This is a genomic window from Pseudophaeobacter profundi (assembly GCF_029697505.1).
GTDB lineage: Bacteria > Pseudomonadota > Alphaproteobacteria > Rhodobacterales > Rhodobacteraceae > Pseudophaeobacter > Pseudophaeobacter profundi.
Map to the genome: position 1 here is coordinate 112,784 of NZ_JARJEF010000011.1, position 16,695 is coordinate 129,478.

Sequence of the window (16,695 nt, forward strand, 5' to 3'; positions counted from 1 at the left end):
GTGGCGCATTCAACCTCTGACTGCAACGCAGCGGTCAAAATCCCGGCCGCCGTTGTGCCCGTGGGGAAAAGACCCGGATATGATCTGTTCAGTCGGTCCCTTTGTCCGAACCGCCGACAGGCAATGGCTTGGTGTTGACAGGCGTTTCCAACAAGACCTCTAGAAATGCACTGGCTGCCGGTGAGAGGGATCGACCGGTTTGACGCACCAGTCCGATCCGCCGCCGGGCCCCGAAACCGATGATGGATCGCTGGACAAGGCGTTCGGTCGGCAAAATCGGTAGTGTCAATTCCGGCAGCGCCGTAATGCCCAACCCCTCGGCCACCAATGCACCGGCCGTTGCAAGATGCGCGACCTCAAACCGCGGCGACAGCGGCCGGTTCAATCGAAGGCAGGCGCTGTCCAGCAATTCACGTACGGATGTGCCCTGTGCCATTGCGATGAACGGCATCTCTACCAGTTCCGACCAATCGTATGTCCGGTCTTCCGCAAGCGGCCCATCGGGTGCCCCAATCGCAACAAAGGCATCATCCATCACTGGCTGAAACGCGAGCCGAGACCGTGTTGACAGCGTTCCCGCAGTAAAGCCGATTTCTGCGCGCCCGGTTTCAATAACCTCGATCACGCTTTCAGATAGCGCATCGATGATTTTCAGGTCGATGTCCGGATACTTCGATGTAAAACGGCGCAGGACCTGGGGCAAAAAGGCCGCCGTGACAGAGGGCAGCCCGGCAATGGTCAGCTGCCCATGCCGCGCCGAAAGGTGCGCGTCGAATTCCGCATAGGCATCCTGGGCGGTGTGAACCATACGCGCTGCGATACGGGCAAGCACAGCGCCGCTGGTGGTCAGCCTGACATTGCGGGTATCCCGGTCAAAAAGGCGGGTGCCGAGCTGATCCTCAAGCGCCGAAATGTGGCGAGAGAGCGCAGATGGCGATATGCGAAGCGTCTCGGCGGCGGCGCGGAAGGATCCGGTTTCTTGCAGTGTCAGCACCGCAGTGTAGTCAGACAAAGACATATTGTTGCGTTTCATGCATCAATTATTCCAGAATCAGCCATTTTCGCAACAGGTAATTCATTGCATGATCGCCTGGCCCCCATAGGGCATCCACGGGAGGAACTCATGAAACACACAATCGCCGCGCTTTTTGGCGCAACTTTGCTGGCATCGCCACTGGCCGCGCAGGAAACTGACCTGCTGATCGGCTCTACCTCGGCATCGTCGAGCCACTACGGATATTTTGTTGCAGTAGGCCAACTGATCAATGAAAACACCGAAGGGCTGAAAGCCTCTGTGGTTGAAACAGGCGCGACGCTGGACAACATCCGCCGCATGGGTCGCGGACAGATTGACCTTGGCCTGGTGACGACAAATGCCGTGCAGCACGCCGTATCGGGCACCAACGCCTTTGAAGGCAATGCGCAAGATCTGCGCCTGCTGTGGGTGTACACCAACGCGCCGCAAAACGTCGTCGTTCGCGCCGATGCTGATGTCGATAACCTGGAGGGGCTGGCAGGAAAGCGGTTCAACCCTGGCATCAAGGGCGGATCGACCGAAGCGACAACCGAAGCCGTGTTCAAAGCGCTTGATCTCAGCGCCGATTACGTGCGCGGCTCGACAACCGATATTGTCGGCGCAATCAAGGACAACCGCCTTGTGGGCTATGTCAAATCGGGTTCGGGTCCAAAGCTTGACGGGTCCACCATGGATATCGCAGTTTCGACAGATATTTCGGTTCTTGGCTTGAGCCCGGAACAGGCTGAAACCCTGCGGGCAGATATGCCGGATATTTCCGTCGTGGATATTCCAGCAGGCGCTGCTGATGGTATCCCTGCGTATAGCACCTGGGCCTTTGGGGTTGGGGTCGCTGCGCCTGCATCAATGGACGACGAAACGGCTTATCAGATTGTTTCTGTCATCATGGCCGACAAGACCGCACAGGCCAATGCCATGGCTGCGCTTGCGGGGGCGAACCTGGCCCAGATGACTTTGGATTATGGCACGGTACCGTTGCATCCGGGGGCCGCGCGCTGGTTCGAAGAACAGGGCATGGAGATTCCTGCCAAGTTGATGGCCAAGTGATATGACCCTTGCGAATATTCAAAAAGGGCTTGCCATATTGGTAGGAGCCTTCGTTTTCTACACAGCGGCAAGCGGTCCGTTCGAAGGGCTGATCCAGCGCGCGCTTTTCCTCGCGTTGGTGTCCTCTTTGGGTTTCGCGCTTTACCCGTTGGGCGCTGGTACCCGCTGGCGTCCGATTGGTGTGGCAATTGATCTTGCGCTTTGCAGCCTTGTGCTGATCGCTTGTGGTTATGTCGTTTGGAACTACGACGAAATAATGACCTCGCTGCCCTGGGCCACAACCATAGACAAAGCGCTGACTGCAGGGCTTGTGCTGGCGGTGCTGGAGCTTGGGCGGCGCACCGTGGGACTGATCTTTCCGGTCCTCGTTCTGGTGGGGCTGGGCTATGCTCTGTTTGGCAATTTGCTGCCTGGTGCCCTGCGTCATCGCGGTTTTGATACGGCCTTTGTGACCGAGACGATCTTTCTTGGGGATCTTGGGATCTGGGGCATGTTGACGGGGGTGGCAGCAACGGTCATCGCCGCCTTCGTCCTGTTCGGGGCGCTTTTGCTGCATACCGGGGGTGGGCAGGCCTTCATGGATCTTGCCATGCGCCTTGGCGGCCGTCAGCCCGGTGGGGCGGCCAAGATCGCAACCATTGCAAGTGGCCTGTTCGGGATGATCTCTGGCTCGGCGGTGGCAAATGTCGCGACCACGGGCAACTTTACCATTCCGATGATGATCCGGCTTGGCTATCCGCGGCCCTTCGCAGCCGCAGTAGAGGCCGTGGCGTCGACAGGGGGGCAGATCGCGCCGCCAATCATGGGGGCTGCGGCCTTCGTCATGGCGGAAATTCTGGGCCTTCCCTACACCACAATTATACTTGGGGCGATCATTCCGGCTGTCCTGTTCTATGCCTCGGTCTTTGTTACCGTGCATTTTGTCGCCCTGCGCCGTGGCCTTGCGGTTGTGCCCGAAGACGAGCTGCCTGCCTGGGCCACCATCCTGTCGCCGCGTCGCGTGGCACCGATCCTTTGTGCGCTGGGTGGGCTTGGCATTGGTATCTGGCTTGGCCGGTCGATTGCCACCGCCGCGTTTTATGGTGTCATTGGGCTGTTGATCGCATTCATTGCAACCGAAGCGGGCCGCCTGTCCCCGCGTGCGATGATCGGCAAGGTCATCAACGGGTTGGAAGACGCCGGAAAAGGCATGGTCATCATCGGCGTGCTCTTGGCGGGTGCGCAGGTGCTGGTGTCGATGATCAACCTGACGGGCATCGGCGTGACCCTGTCATCCCTGATCGTGTCGATGGCGGGCGACAGCGTGCCGATGGTTGCGGTAATCGTGGGTTTTGTCTGCCTGATCATGGGCATGGGCCTGCCGACCACCGCCGCCTATGTTCTGGTTGCAGCCGTGCTGGCACCCGCCATGACAGCCGTGGGTGTTGACCCCTTGGCGGCCCATCTCTTTGTGTTCTATTTCGCCACGATTTCCGTCATCACGCCCCCTGTCTGTGTGGCAGTCTTTGTTGGGGCTGGCATCGCAAACACCAACTGGCTCCCGGCTGCGGGGCACGCTGTGCGCCTTGGCGCGGTGACCTATCTTGTGCCCTTCCTGCTGCTGCTCTTTCCGGGCATGTTGTTTCAAGGCGGCCCGACCGCGATAGCGGAAGCGATCCTGGCGGGGGCAGTGCTGGTGCTTGCGGTGCCGACGCTGCTGACAGGATCGCCGCTTGTCGGAAACCGGCTGATCGATACGGCTTTGCTTCTTGTTGTGATTGCCCTGGCAATCTGGCCCCATCCAATCACCCCTGTCATTGCCCTTGCCGTATATTTCGGCGCCCGCAGGCTGGGCCAAAGGCACAAGGAGGTCTTGGCATGAAACCCTTCAGAATTGGCTGTGGCGCGGGATTTCAAGGGGACCGGATCGAACCGGCCGCCGATCTTGCAAATCGCGGGGCGCTGGATGTTCTGGTCTTTGAATGTCTGGCCGAACGCACCATCGCACTGGCGCAAAAGGCGCGGCTTGACGATCCTGACGCGGGCTATGATCCGCTGCTTGAACGTCGCCTGCGCGCAACCCTGCCGGGCTGTGCAAGACACGGCACCAAGATTATCACGAACATGGGTGCGGCCAATCCGGGCGCCGCAGCGAAAAAAGCGCGCGCCATTGTGGCCGATCTTGGGCTGTCACTGAAAGTTGCGATGGTGACGGGGGACGATGTCTCTGATCAGATCGCAGATTTCATCCTTGACGAAACCAAGCAACCCGCCTCGGCGCTGGGGCAACGCATGGTTTCGGCAAATGCCTATATCGGCATTTCCGGCATTGTCGCGGCGCTGGAGCAGGGGGCTGACATTGTTATATGCGGGCGTGCGTCTGATCCTGCACTGTTCCTGGCGCCTTTGGTGCATCACTTTGGCTGGGCGATGGACGATTACCAAAAGCTTGGGCGCGGTACATTGATTGGCCACCTGCTTGAATGTTCGGCGCAGATTACCGGCGGGTATTTTGCGGATCCGGGCGTCAAGGATGTACCAGACCTTGCCAATATCGGCTTTCCCTTGGCCGAGGTAACAGCAGATGGCAACGCAGTTGTAACCAAGCTTGCGAATACCGGCGGGATTGTCACCCCGGCCACCTGTACTGAACAGCTGCTTTATGAAATCCATGATCCGGCGCGCTATCTGCAGCCGGATGTCGTGGCGGATTTCTCGAAAGTGACCTTCGAAGCCGTTGGCAAGGATCGCGTGGCGGTACGCGGTGCAACGGGCCAGCCCCCGACCGGGCAGCTCAAGGTTTCGGTTGCCTACCGGGATGGCTGGCAAGGCGAGGGGCAAATTTCGTACATGGGAAGCAATGCCCGCGCCCGCGCCGATCTGGCGAGGTTCATTCTGGATCAGCGCCTGACCGCATCGGACATCGACGAACGCCTTGGCCACCTGATCGGCAGCGAAGAAGACATGCGCCTGCGCTATACCGCGCGCTGCACCAGTGCCGCCACCGCCCGTTCGATCGGCGAAGAGGTGGAATCGCTCTACCTATGCGGCCCGGCAGCAGGGGGGGGCGTTTCGAAATCAGTGCGGGAAATCATCGCCATTGCCTCGACATTGATGCCTTCGCATCGTGTTCAATTGCGCGCTGATATCTTGGGAGTGAACCATGAAGCTGCATGAACTTGCGCACGGCCGAACCGGGGATAAAGGGGATACCTCCAATATATCCATTATCGCCTACCGCGCAGAGGATTTTGATCGTTTGCTTGCCGAGATTTCAGCCGAACGTGTCGCCGCCTATCTCAATCAGCCGACCAGCGCAGTGTCACGCTATGTGTTGCCGCAGCTTTGCGCCATGAATTTTGTCCTTAAAGGTGCCCTGAAAGGCGGGGTCACAAGATCCCTGGCACTGGATGCGCATGGCAAATGTCTCTCTTCGGTGCTGCTTGAAATGTCGTTGACCTCTGACAGCGCGTAAGCACCCGCGCCCCCTCACCCTGGGGGCACGGGCTGTCCTGAGTTGCCCGGGCCTAGATTCTGCGGAATGTTTCCTGGATGACCTGTTCGGCCACGGGGGAAAGCTGGCGGTCTTGCTGGACGATCACAAAAAACGGCGAGACCAGAATATCTTCGACGAGATCCAGCCGCGTGACATTGACGTCCAGCCCAGAGCCGGTCAGCAGCTCTGCGACCTCGTAGGATTGCGGCGCGATGGCGGTTGACCCCTGCAAGAGCGCCAGCGCCACAAGCAGGGATGACGTGTTGGTGACCTGGGTCGGCCGCTTGACGCGATTGGCGTAGAAGGCCGCCTCAACCGCTGCGCGGATTGGTGTGCCACGGTCTTGAATGACCCATTCGAAATCGGCCAGATCGCGCAGGCGGAGCGCCTTGCGCCCGGCCAGGGGGTGGTCGCGGCAGACCAGCATGGAGACCACCTCGTTGCGGGCAGGATGAATGCGGTAGTGGTGGCCGCTGTCGTCGGGCGGAGGCCGGGCGATGATGAAATCGAAATTGCCCTCGTCCAGCCCGCGCAGCAAGGTGGCTGAGGGCGCGACCTCGACGGTGAATTCTATCTCTGGGGCCAGTTCACGGATGGCGCGGATCACTGGAACGACCATGCCCACCGCTGGGCCCGTCACCGTGCCGATGCGTACTGATCCCGTGCGGCCGTCGGTGACGTGTTGCACATCGGTTTCCAGCCTGTCGAAACTCTGGAGGATCTGCCGGGCGTGGCGCACAACAGTTTCGCCGATCGCGGTTGTTGCCATGCCTTTGGCGTGGCGGGTGAACAGTGGCGCGCCGACAAGGGTTTCGATTTCAGAGAGCATTCGCGATGCCGCAGGTTGCGATATTGCGATTTCTTCGGCGGCGGATTGAAGCTTGCCTGTCTCTGCGACCCGCAGGATCAGGCGCAGATGAGAGGTCTTGAGACGGCGTGCAATCGACATGAGCATATCACCTTTGGTATGATCTGGGCGAATATTAGAATTTTACTGTTATGTAAACCTGCCTTACCCATGCGGCGAGCCTAATCGCTCGGAATGAGGAAACGCGCGATAGATATATAAATGACCGCGCATTTTGGGAGGAAACCATGAAACTCACCCGCCTGCTTATCACAGCGGCGGCGTCGGCACTCGTGTCGACTGCTGCCTTCGCTGAAGGAACCGTTGGTATCGCAATGCCGACCAAATCGTCTGCGCGGTGGATCTCGGACGGCAATTCGATGGTGGAACAGTTCGAAGCTGCTGGCTATGGCACCATCTTGCAATATGCCGAGGATGACATCCCCAACCAGCTGGCCCAGATTGAAAACATGATCACCAACGGCGTTGATGTTCTGGTGGTTGCCGCAATCGACGGTACAACGCTTTCGAACGCGCTGGAAAACGCCCATTTCGCCGATATCAACGTCATCGCCTATGACCGGCTGATCCGCGACAGTGAATATGTTGACTACTACGCCACCTTCGACAATTTCAAAGTTGGCGTTCAGCAGGCGACATCGCTGGTTGACGGGCTGAAAGACCGCTTTGGCGATGGCCCCTATAATGTCGAGCTGTTTGGTGGTTCGCCCGACGATAACAACGCCTATTTCTTTTACAATGGCGCGATGTCGGTCCTGCAGCCGCTGATCGACGCGGGGACCGTCAATATTGTGTCCGGCCAGATGGGTATGGAAACCGTCGGCACCCTGCGCTGGGATGGCGCGGTGGCGCAGGCCCGCATGGATAATCTCCTCTCGGCCCATTACACCGAAGCCCAGGTGCATGGTGTCCTCGCCCCCTATGATGGCCTGTCGATTGGGATCATCTCGTCGCTCAAGGGGGTGGGCTATGGTTCGGATGATCTGAAAATGCCGATCATCACCGGCCAGGATGCTGAACTGCGCTCGGTCAAGTCGATGCTGGCAGGCGAGCAATATTCGACCGTTTTCAAAGACACGCGTGAGCTTGCCCGGGTGACTGTGGGCATGGTTGATGCGCTGCTCAAAGGTGGCGAGCCTGAGATCAATGACACCAAGACCTATGACAATGGCGTCAAGATCATCCCAAGCTACCTGCTGGAGCCGGTCTCTGTCGACATGTCGAACTGGGAAGAGGTGATCATCGGGTCCGGTTACTACACGATGGATGAAGTCCAGTAACCTGGTTTCCCTTTGGCTCTGTCCGCTTGCGGGCGGGCAGGGCTTTTCAATCATGGAGGTAGGGCTATGAACGCGCTACTCGAGATGCGCTCGATCACCAAGGAATTTCCAGGGGTCAAGGCGCTCGATTCGGTGAACCTGGCCGTAAAACAGGGCGAAATTCATGCACTCGTCGGGGAAAACGGCGCTGGCAAATCTACATTGATGAAGGTGCTATCCGGTGTTTATGCGGCGGGAAGCTATGAGGGCGAAATTCACTATGACGGCGCGCTGGCCGAATTTTCCGGCATCTCGGATTCCGAAGCGCGTGGCATTATCATCATTCACCAGGAACTGGCTCTGGTGCCGCTGCTGTCGATTGCCGAAAATCTCTTTCTTGGCAATGAACACGCGGTTGGTGGCATTGTCGACTGGCGTGAAACCAATCGCCGCACCGAAGAGCTTCTGCGCAAGGTCGGGCTGTCAGAACCGCCCAGCGCGCTGGTTGATGCGCTGGGCGTGGGCAAACAGCAGTTGGTCGAGATTGCCAAGGCGCTGTCGAAAGAAGTTCGCCTGCTGATCCTCGACGAACCCACTGCCGCGCTCTCGGAAAGTGATAGCCAGGCGCTGCTGGATCTGATGCTTGAATTGAAAGAACAGGGCGTCACCCAGATCATCATCAGCCACAAGCTGAATGAGGTGCGCCGCGTGGCCGATACCGTGACCGTTATTCGCGATGGCACCAGCGTTTCTATCATGGAGGCCGAAAAGGGCGAAATCACCGAAGACCGCATCGTGCGTGACATGGTGGGCCGTGACATGGCCGACCGCTACCCTGGGCGCGCCCGCCGGGCGGGTGAAACGCTGATGGAGGTCAAAGGCTGGAACGTCTGGCACCCGCAGCATAGCGAGCGGCAGATGATCAATGACGTCAATCTGGCGGTGCGCGCCGGCGAAGTCGTCGGTATTGCCGGGCTGATGGGGGCCGGGCGCACTGAACTGGCGATGAGCATCTTTGGCCAGTCCTACGGTCGCAACATATCCGGCAGCGTCGAAATGAAGGGCACCCCGGTTGATGTGAGCTCGGTCTCCAAGGCGATCAAGGCCGGGTTGGCCTATGTCACCGAAGATCGCAAATCGCTGGGTCTGGTTCTTGATGAAACCATTCAGCGCAACATCACCTTGGCCAATCTGCCTGAGGTATCGCGCAACATGGTCCTGAACGAAGCCCGCGAAACGCAGGTGGCAGAAGACTACCGGTCGGCGCTGAACATTCGAACCCCCAGCGTGTTTCAGAAGGTTATGAACCTGTCAGGCGGCAACCAGCAAAAAGTTGTGCTGTCCAAGTGGTTGTTTGCGCAGCCCGAGGTACTGATCCTGGACGAACCAACCCGCGGCATTGATGTCGGGGCCAAATTTGAAATTTACGGCATCATCAACGACCTTTCGGCCCAGGGCAAAGGAGTCGTGATGATTTCCTCCGAGATGCCCGAACTTCTGGGCATGTGTGACCGTATCTACGTAATGAACGAAGGCTCCTTCGTCGGCGAACTCTCAGCCGAAGACGCCAGCCAAGAGCGCATCATGTCGCTCATCGTGACCGAATAGGAGACAGCAAAATGGAACTTGCAGAAGGCACCGCAGGGGCCCCCAAGAAACTGGGGATCAAGGAATACCTCGTGCGGCATATGCGTGAATACGGTCTCTTGTTTGCCCTGATCGCGATCATGGCGTTTTTCCAGATCGTCACCAATGGCACGCTGTTGAAGCCGGTGAACGTGACCAATCTGCTGTTGCAGAACAGCTATATCATCATCATGGCGCTGGGGATGCTGATCGTCATTGTCAGCGGCAATATTGACCTGTCGGTGGGCTCTGTCATGGGGTTTGTCGGGGCGCTGGCCGCCGTGATGATCGTCGAATGGGAACTCTCTACCGGGGTCACCATGGTGACCTGCCTTGTGGCGGGCGGCCTGATTGGTGCGGCGCAGGGCTATTGGATCGCCTATTGGAAGATCCCCTCCTTCATCGTCACGCTGGCGGGGATGCTGGTGTTTCGCGGCCTGTCGCTCTGGCTGCTGGAAGGCCAATCCCTGGGCCCGTTCCCGCGTGAATTCCAGATGATATCAAACGGATTTGTGCCGGATATCTTCCCATCATGGCTGTCCTCGGGGCTGGCGGGTCTGCTGGATGCCAAGCGGGTGAATGTGCTGTCGCTTTCGACGGGGCTGGTCGCGGCAGGGCTGATCACCTGGATGGGCATGAAGTCACGCGCCCAGAACCGCGCCTATGGCATGGAGGTAGAGCCAAGTGCCTTCTTCTATGCGCGGATCGGGATCACCTCGCTGGCGCTGATCTTCATTTTCTACAAGCTGTCGACGTTTCGCGGTCTGCCCAATGTGCTTTTGACCATGGGTGTGCTGACCCTCATCTATGCCTTCTTCACAGAGCGTACCGTCACCGGCCGTCGCATCTATGCCCTGGGTGGCAACGAAAAGGCCGCCAAGCTGTCGGGCATCAAGACCGAGCGTCTGACCTTTCTGGCCTTTGCCAACATGGGGGTTCTGGCCGCAGCGGCGGGCATGGTCTTTGCCGCACGGCTGAACTCGGCCACGCCCAAAGCAGGCTTTGCGCTTGAACTGGATGTGATCGCGGCTGTCTTCATTGGTGGTGCCTCTATGTCGGGCGGTGTCGGCAAGATCGTCGGCGCGGTTGTCGGGGCCTTCCTTATGGGCGTGCTGAACAACGGCATGTCGATCCTTGGCATTGGCATCGACTACCAGCAGGTGATCAAGGGGCTGGTGCTGCTGGCTGCCGTGATCTTCGATGTTTACAACAAATCAAAGCAGGCCTGATATGACATTCAAACCCGCAAAATGGCCCCGCAAGCTGCGCTCTGCCGAATGGTACAGTGGCAGCACCAAGGATGTGATCTACCATCGCGGCTGGATGAAGAACCAGGGCTATCCGGACGATCTGTTTGATGGTCGCCCCGTGATCGGCATCCTGAACACCTGGTCGGACATGACGCCCTGCAACGGCCACCTGCGCGAACTGGCTGAAAAGGTGAAGGCCGGCATCTGGGAGGCCGGGGGCTTTCCGCTGGAGGTGCCTGTCTTCTCGGCCTCGGAAAACACGTTTCGCCCTACGGCGATGATGTTTCGCAACCTTGCGGCGTTGTCGATCGAAGAACAGATCCGTGGGCAGCCGATGGATGGCTGCGTGCTTATGGTCGGCTGTGACAAGACCACACCCTCGCTGCTGATGGCTGCGGCGTCCTGCGATCTGCCCTCTATCGTGGTGACGGGTGGGCCGATGCTGAACGGCTGGTTCCAGGGTGAACGTGTAGGCGCAGGCACCCATCTGTGGCGCTTTTCCGAGGCGGTCAAAGCCGGGGAAATGACGCAGGAGGAATTCCTGTCAGCAGAGTCTGCGGTGACCCGTTCTTCCGGCACCTGCAACACCATGGGCACAGCCTCCTCTATGGCGTCTATGGCCGAAGCGCTGGGCATGGCCCTGTCCGGGAATGCCGCGATCCCGGCTGTCGACAGCCGCCGCCGCGTGATGGCGCAGCTTTCGGGGCGGCGCATCGTGCAGATGGTCAAAGACGATCTCAAACCCTCTGACGTGCTGACCCGCGCGGCCTTTGAAAACGCCATCCGCTGCAACGGCGCGGTGGGGGGGTCAACCAATACGGTGGTGCATATGCTGGCCATCGCCGGCCGTGTCGGCATCGACATCACCTTGGACGATTGGGACCGCTGCGGCCGTGACATTGCCACCATCCTGAACCTGCAGCCTTCGGGAAAATACCTGATGGAAGAGTTCTTCTATGCCGGTGGCCTTCCGGTTGTTCTGAAACGGCTGGCCGAGGCCGGGAAGCTGCATAAGGACGCGCTGACCGTTTCGGGGGAAACCGTCTGGGATGAAATCAAGGACGCGGTCAACGGGAACGAGGACGTGATCCTGCCCATTGACAAACCGCTGACGGAGAAAGGCGGTATTGCCGTTCTCAAGGGTAATCTTGCCCCGAAGGGCGCGATCCTGAAACCTTCGGCGGCCTCTGCCCACTTGATGCAGCATCGCGGTCGGGCAGTCGTTTTTGAAGATATCGACGACTACAAGGCCAAGATCAACGATGATGCGCTGGATATCGACGAGACCTGCATCATGGTGCTGAAGAACTGCGGCCCAAAGGGCTATCCCGGCATGGCCGAGGTGGGCAACATGGGGCTTCCCCCCAAGGTGCTGAAGAAGGGGATCACTGATATGATCCGCATTTCGGATGCGCGCATGTCCGGCACCGCCTATGGCACCGTGATCCTGCACACCTCGCCCGAGGCGGCGGCTGGTGGCCCGCTGGCGGTGGTACAGAGCGGTGACATGATCGAGGTCGATGTGGAAAACCGTCGCCTGCATCTGGATATTTCCGATGCCGAACTGGCCGAGCGCCTGTCCAATTGGCAGCCAAGCCACGAAACGGCGGCCTCCGGCTATGCCTGGCTACATCAGGCCCATGTCGAGGGTGCCGATACCGGCGCCGATCTCGACTTTCTCAAGGGGTGCCGTGGGGCGCCGGTCGGAAAGGATTCGCATTGATGAAAATTGCACTTGTAGGCATTGGCAAGATTGCTGTGGATCAGCATGTTCCGGCCATAGCCGCTGCGCCGGATTGGGATCTTGCCGCCACCGTATCACGCCAGGGCACAGTTGATGGCGTTCCCGCCTTCACCGATCTGGATGCAATGCTGAAGGACTGTCCCGACATTCGTGTCGTGTCGCTTTGTCTGCCGCCGGTGCCGCGCTTTGTTGCGGCCCAGGCCGCGATCCGTGCCGGGCGGCATGTCATGCTGGAAAAGCCGCCAGGCGCAACGCTGTCGGAATGCCACGCGCTGGAATCCCTGGCGCGGGCGCAGCGGGTTTCGCTCTTTGCGACCTGGCATTCGCGTGAAGCAGCAGGCGTGGCAGGTGCCAAGGCATGGTTGGCCGACAAGACCCTGCGCCGCCTTAGCGTGACCTGGAAAGAAGACGTGCGCCGCTGGCATCCTGGCCAGGACTGGATTTGGCAACCCGGCGGGCTGGGCGTCTTTGATCCGGGCATCAACGCCCTGTCGATCGTGACAGAGATCCTGCCCGACCCTATCCATGTGACCAGTGCGGTTCTGAAGGTGCCTGAAAACTGCCAGACTCCGATCGCCGCTTCGGTTGGGTTTTATCATCCGCAAGGGGCCGAGATTACGGCCGAGCTGGATTTCCTGCAGCAAGGCGAACAGATCTGGACCATCGAGGCAGAGACGGATCAGGGCACACTGGTGCTCTCCGGTGGCGGCGCAAGGCTGACCATCAATGGCAAAGAAACGCTGGAGGACACCGGCTTTAGCCTGACGGGGGAATATCCCCGGCTCTATGCGCGCATGGCGCAGGTTGTCGGCGATGGCGACATTGATATGGATCTGTCCCCGATGCGCCATGTGGCAGATGCCTTTACGCTGGGGCGGCGGGTGTCTGTCGCACCGTTCATCGAGTGAGCACAGCATGCGGCATGCATCCGTTGAAACCTTTGGCACGACGCCCGGCGGCGATCCCGTTCATCTTCTGCGTTTGGAAAACGGCGGCAGCCGTGCCGCAGTGATGAGCTGGGGCGCAAGCCTGCAGGATTACCGCGTGCAGGGCTGGGGGGCTCCGGTCATTCTTGGCAGTCCGGATTTTTCCGCCTATCTGGGGCCTTTGCTGCATTGCGGGGCCATTGCAGGCCGTGTTGCCAACCGGATCGCCAAGGGGCGCGCAATGCTGCAGGGCCGCGTGGTTGCACTGGATCGCAACGAAAACGGCAAGACCTGTCTGCATGGCGGTGCCCGTGGCACCAGTCTGCGCAATTGGACCATTGCCGAACATGACAGCGCGCAGGTGGTGCTGAAGGTCACGCTGCCTGATGGCGAAGGTGGCTTTCCCGGCAGGCTCGACATTACCGCGCGCTATGCGCTGGAAGAGGACGGCGCATTGCGCCTGACGCTCAGCGCCCGAACCGATGCACCGACATTTTGCAATCTGGCCCATCACGCCTATTGGAGCTTTGCCCCCGAGGATGGCCTGCAACACCATGACCTGACCCTGCCCGCCGATAGCTACCTGCCGGTTGATGCGGATCTGATCCCGCTTGGACCGCCCGCGTCGCTGGACGGGACGCGGTTTGATTTCCGCAAGCCACGGGCGGTCAAACGCGCGGGTGATGCGCTGCTGGATCACAACTTTTGCTTTGCCGAACCGACACAGGCGTTGCGCCCTCTGTGCTGTCTTGACTATGGCCCCATGCGGCTTGAGGTCGAGGCGGATAGCCCTGGCTTGCAGATTTATGAGGGCGCGCATCTTGATACGGGGCTGGCGGCCACGCTCACTGGTATGCCCTATGGCGCCAATGCCGGCTTAGCGATCGAACCGCAGGCCTGGCCCGACGCGCCCAATCATCCCGAATACCCGGATATCCGGCTGAACCCGGATGAGACCTATCGCCAGGTCTCGCGGTTTCATCCGCATGTCCGCGACTGACATCCAAGGAGACAGATATGAAGAAAACACTGACTGGCATTCTGCCCGTTGCCCCAACTCCCTTTCATGCCGATGGCCGTATCGACGAAGACGGGATGCGTCGTGTTCTTGACTGCATGATCGATCAGGGGGTCGATGCGATCTGCATCCTGGCCAATTATTCCGAACAGTTCCTGTTGTCGGATGAAGAACGCGCCACCCTGACCAGGCTGAGCCTTGAACATGTGGCAGGCCGGGTGCCGGTAATCGTGACGATCAGCCATTTTTTCACCGGTATCGCGGTGGCGCGCGCGCGCGAAGCGCAGGAGATGGGCGCGGCGATGGTGATGATGATGCCCCCCTATCACGGGGTCGGGCTGGTCCCCGGGGAGACAGGGATCCATGAACATTTTCAGGCCGTTTCGGATGCGATCAACATCCCGATCATGGTGCAGGACGCGCCGCTGTCTGGTGTGTCGCTGCCAGTGCCGTCGCTGGTCAAAATGGCGCGCGAGATCGAAAATGTCAGCTATTTCAAGATCGAAACGCCTTTTGCTGCCGATAAACTTGCGGCGCTGATCGAGGCTGGCGGCGATGATATCGTCGGCCCGTTTGACGGTGAAGAAGCGGTAACACTGCTGGCCGATCTTGATGCGGGGGCAACCGGAACCATGACCTCGGCACTGCAGCCAGAACTGATCCGGCCAATCGTCATGCGCTATCTTGATGGCGATCACGACGGGGCGCTGGCGCAGTGGAAACTGTGCCTGCCGCTGATCAACCATGAAAACCGCCAATGCGGTCTGCGCGCGGCGAAGACCGTGATGATGGCTGGCGGCGTGATCGGATCCGACCATGTCCGCCATCCACTGAAGCCGATGAGCGAAAGAACAAAAACCAGACTCTTGCAACTTGCTGGTGAGCTTGATCTGATCTCGCTTCGCTGGGGCAAATAAGGAAACCAGGAACATGACATTTCAAGCACATGGAAAACATCTGATCGCAGGCGATTGGGTGGCAAGTGCCACGACATTCACTTCCGATCCCGCAGATGGTCCGGCCCGAAACTTCAGCCTCGGCACACCCGAGGATGTCGACCGCGCCTGCAATGCCGCGGAAGAAGCCTTCTGGTCCTACGGGTATTCCACCCGCGCTGAGCGGGCCGCCTTGCTGAACGCGATTGCCGACGAGATCGAGGCACGCGGCGATGCCATCACCGAAATCGGCATACAGGAAACCGGCCTGCCAGAGGCCCGCTTGCAGGGCGAACGTGGCCGAACCACCGGCCAGTTGCGCCTGTTTGCGGCGCATATTCTCAAGGGGGATTATCTGGATCGTCGCCATGACACCGCGCAGCCGGATCGTGCGCCGCTGCCGCGGCCTGATCTCAAACTGGTGCAGCGGCCCATTGGCCCGGTGGCTGTCTTTGGCGCCTCCAACTTCCCGCTGGCCTTTTCCACTGCAGGCGGTGACACCGCTGCCGCGCTTGCAGCCGGCTGCCCTGTTGTTGTCAAAGGCCATCCGGCCCACCCCGGCACCGGCGAAATCATCGCCGAGGCAATTCATGCCGCTATCGCCAGTTGTGGTGTGGCGCCGGGGGTCTTTTCGCTGATCCAAAGCAATACGCGCGATGTCGGAGAGGCCCTGGTACAGCACCCGCTGATCAATGCGGTGGGCTTTACCGGTTCGCTCGGCGGTGGGCGCGCGCTGTTTGATCTTTGTGCCGCGCGGCCTGTTCCAATCCCTTTCTTTGGGGAGTTGGGCAGCGTCAATCCGATGTTCCTGTTGCCGGTCGCACTGCAGGCCCGTGGCGGCGATATCGCCGCTGGCTGGGCCGGCTCGCTGACCATGGGTGCCGGGCAGTTCTGCACCAATCCGGGCATTGCCATTGTCATCGACGGCGCGGATGCAGATGCCTTTACCACGGCGGCGATCAAGGCGCTGGAGCCGGTCGGCGCGCAAACGATGCTTACCGATGGGATTGCCAGTGCCTACCGCGCCGGGCGCGATCGTCTGGCCGCCAGTGCAGGGGTGCAGGAACTGCTGACTTCCACCTGCGATCAGCGCAATGCGACGCCCTATCTGTTCGCCACAACCGGCGCAGAATGGCTTGCCAATCACGCGCTGGGGGAAGAGGTCTTTGGCCCGCTCGGCCTGATTGTCCGGGTCGCGGATGAGGCCGAAATGCTGAAGGTGGCGCAGTCCCTGGAAGGCCAGCTGACCTGCACGCTGCACATGGACAGCGGCGACACCGGCCTTGGGCAAAAGCTGATGCCCGTGCTGGAGCGCAAGGCTGGCCGTGTCATGGCCAACGGTTTTCCAACCGGCGTCGAGGTCTGCGAGGCGATGGTCCATGGTGGGCCATACCCTGCCTCGACCAATTTTGGCGCAACCTCGGTGGGCACCTTTGCGATCCGTCGCTTCCTGCGGCCTGTCTGCTATCAGAATGTCCCCCATACGCTGCTGCCAAGCGATCTGGACTGAC

Annotated in this window: 14 protein-coding genes; 12 read left to right on the plus strand and 2 right to left on the minus strand. The window is 59.8% G+C overall.

The genetic code is table 11. From position 1 onward, the window contains the following. Positions 1-88: 88 nt before the first annotated feature. Positions 89-1,033, minus strand: a complete 945-nt coding sequence (locus P2081_RS16400; RefSeq protein WP_278923939.1) for a LysR family transcriptional regulator — start codon at positions 1,031-1,033, stop codon at positions 89-91. Positions 1,034-1,123: 90 nt separating this feature from the next. On the opposite strand from P2081_RS16400, the gene P2081_RS16405 reads away from it, so the two are divergent. The 4 genes from P2081_RS16405 to P2081_RS16420 are packed head-to-tail and all read left to right on the plus strand — an operon-like array spanning position 1,124 to position 5,537. Further along, positions 1,124-2,083 (plus strand): TAXI family TRAP transporter solute-binding subunit, encoded by a 960-nt coding sequence (locus P2081_RS16405; RefSeq protein WP_278923940.1) that lies wholly within the window; start codon positions 1,124-1,126, stop codon positions 2,081-2,083. 1 nt (position 2,084) lies between these two features. Further along, positions 2,085-3,944 (plus strand): TRAP transporter permease, encoded by a 1,860-nt coding sequence (locus P2081_RS16410; RefSeq protein ID WP_278923941.1) that lies wholly within the window; start codon positions 2,085-2,087, stop codon positions 3,942-3,944. Continuing rightward, a complete protein-coding gene (locus P2081_RS16415; RefSeq protein ID WP_278923942.1) occupies positions 3,941-5,239 on the plus strand; it encodes an acyclic terpene utilization AtuA family protein in 1,299 nt (432 codons plus the stop codon). Before P2081_RS16410 ends, P2081_RS16415 begins: the two co-directional genes overlap by 4 nt. Continuing rightward, positions 5,226-5,537, plus strand: a complete 312-nt coding sequence (locus P2081_RS16420; RefSeq protein ID WP_232401882.1) for an AtuA-related protein — start codon at positions 5,226-5,228, stop codon at positions 5,535-5,537. Before P2081_RS16415 ends, P2081_RS16420 begins: the two co-directional genes overlap by 14 nt. Positions 5,538-5,589: 52 nt before the next feature. Here P2081_RS16420 and P2081_RS16425 read toward each other — a convergent pair whose 3' ends face one another. Further along, positions 5,590-6,507 (minus strand): LysR family transcriptional regulator, encoded by a 918-nt coding sequence (locus P2081_RS16425; RefSeq protein ID WP_278923943.1) that lies wholly within the window; start codon positions 6,505-6,507, stop codon positions 5,590-5,592. 146 nt (positions 6,508-6,653) lie between these two features. Between P2081_RS16425 and chvE the strand changes: the two genes are divergently transcribed. The 8 genes from chvE (at position 6,654) to P2081_RS16465 (ending at position 16,694) form a co-directional block, all read left to right on the plus strand. Next, positions 6,654-7,706: a multiple monosaccharide ABC transporter substrate-binding protein gene (chvE, locus tag P2081_RS16430; protein ID WP_278923944.1), complete on the plus strand. Its 1,053-nt coding sequence runs from the start codon at positions 6,654-6,656 to the stop codon at positions 7,704-7,706. A 66-nt stretch (positions 7,707-7,772) separates the two neighbouring features. Continuing rightward, entirely contained in the window at positions 7,773-9,293 is a 1,521-nt protein-coding gene (gene mmsA / locus P2081_RS16435; protein WP_278923945.1) for a multiple monosaccharide ABC transporter ATP-binding protein, read from the plus strand. 11 nt (positions 9,294-9,304) lie between these two features. Then, on the plus strand, positions 9,305-10,540 hold the full coding sequence (mmsB, locus tag P2081_RS16440; protein ID WP_278923946.1) for a multiple monosaccharide ABC transporter permease: 1,236 nt from the start codon (positions 9,305-9,307) through the stop codon (positions 10,538-10,540). A gap of 1 nt (position 10,541) precedes the next feature. Then, positions 10,542-12,284, plus strand: a complete 1,743-nt coding sequence (gene araD / locus P2081_RS16445) for an L-arabinonate dehydratase (RefSeq protein WP_278923947.1) — start codon at positions 10,542-10,544, stop codon at positions 12,282-12,284. Next, positions 12,284-13,213: a Gfo/Idh/MocA family protein gene (locus tag P2081_RS16450; RefSeq protein WP_278923948.1), complete on the plus strand. Its 930-nt coding sequence runs from the start codon at positions 12,284-12,286 to the stop codon at positions 13,211-13,213. The genes araD and P2081_RS16450 overlap by 1 nt, the downstream gene beginning before the upstream one ends. Before the next feature lie 7 nt (positions 13,214-13,220). Beyond that, entirely contained in the window at positions 13,221-14,231 is a 1,011-nt protein-coding gene (locus P2081_RS16455; protein WP_278923949.1) for an aldose epimerase family protein, read from the plus strand. Positions 14,232-14,248: 17 nt separating this feature from the next. Further along, positions 14,249-15,166 (plus strand): dihydrodipicolinate synthase family protein, encoded by a 918-nt coding sequence (locus tag P2081_RS16460; RefSeq protein ID WP_278923950.1) that lies wholly within the window; start codon positions 14,249-14,251, stop codon positions 15,164-15,166. Between the two features lie 13 nt (positions 15,167-15,179). Continuing rightward, positions 15,180-16,694 (plus strand): aldehyde dehydrogenase (NADP(+)), encoded by a 1,515-nt coding sequence (locus P2081_RS16465; protein ID WP_278923951.1) that lies wholly within the window; start codon positions 15,180-15,182, stop codon positions 16,692-16,694. Position 16,695: the final 1 nt, after the last annotated feature.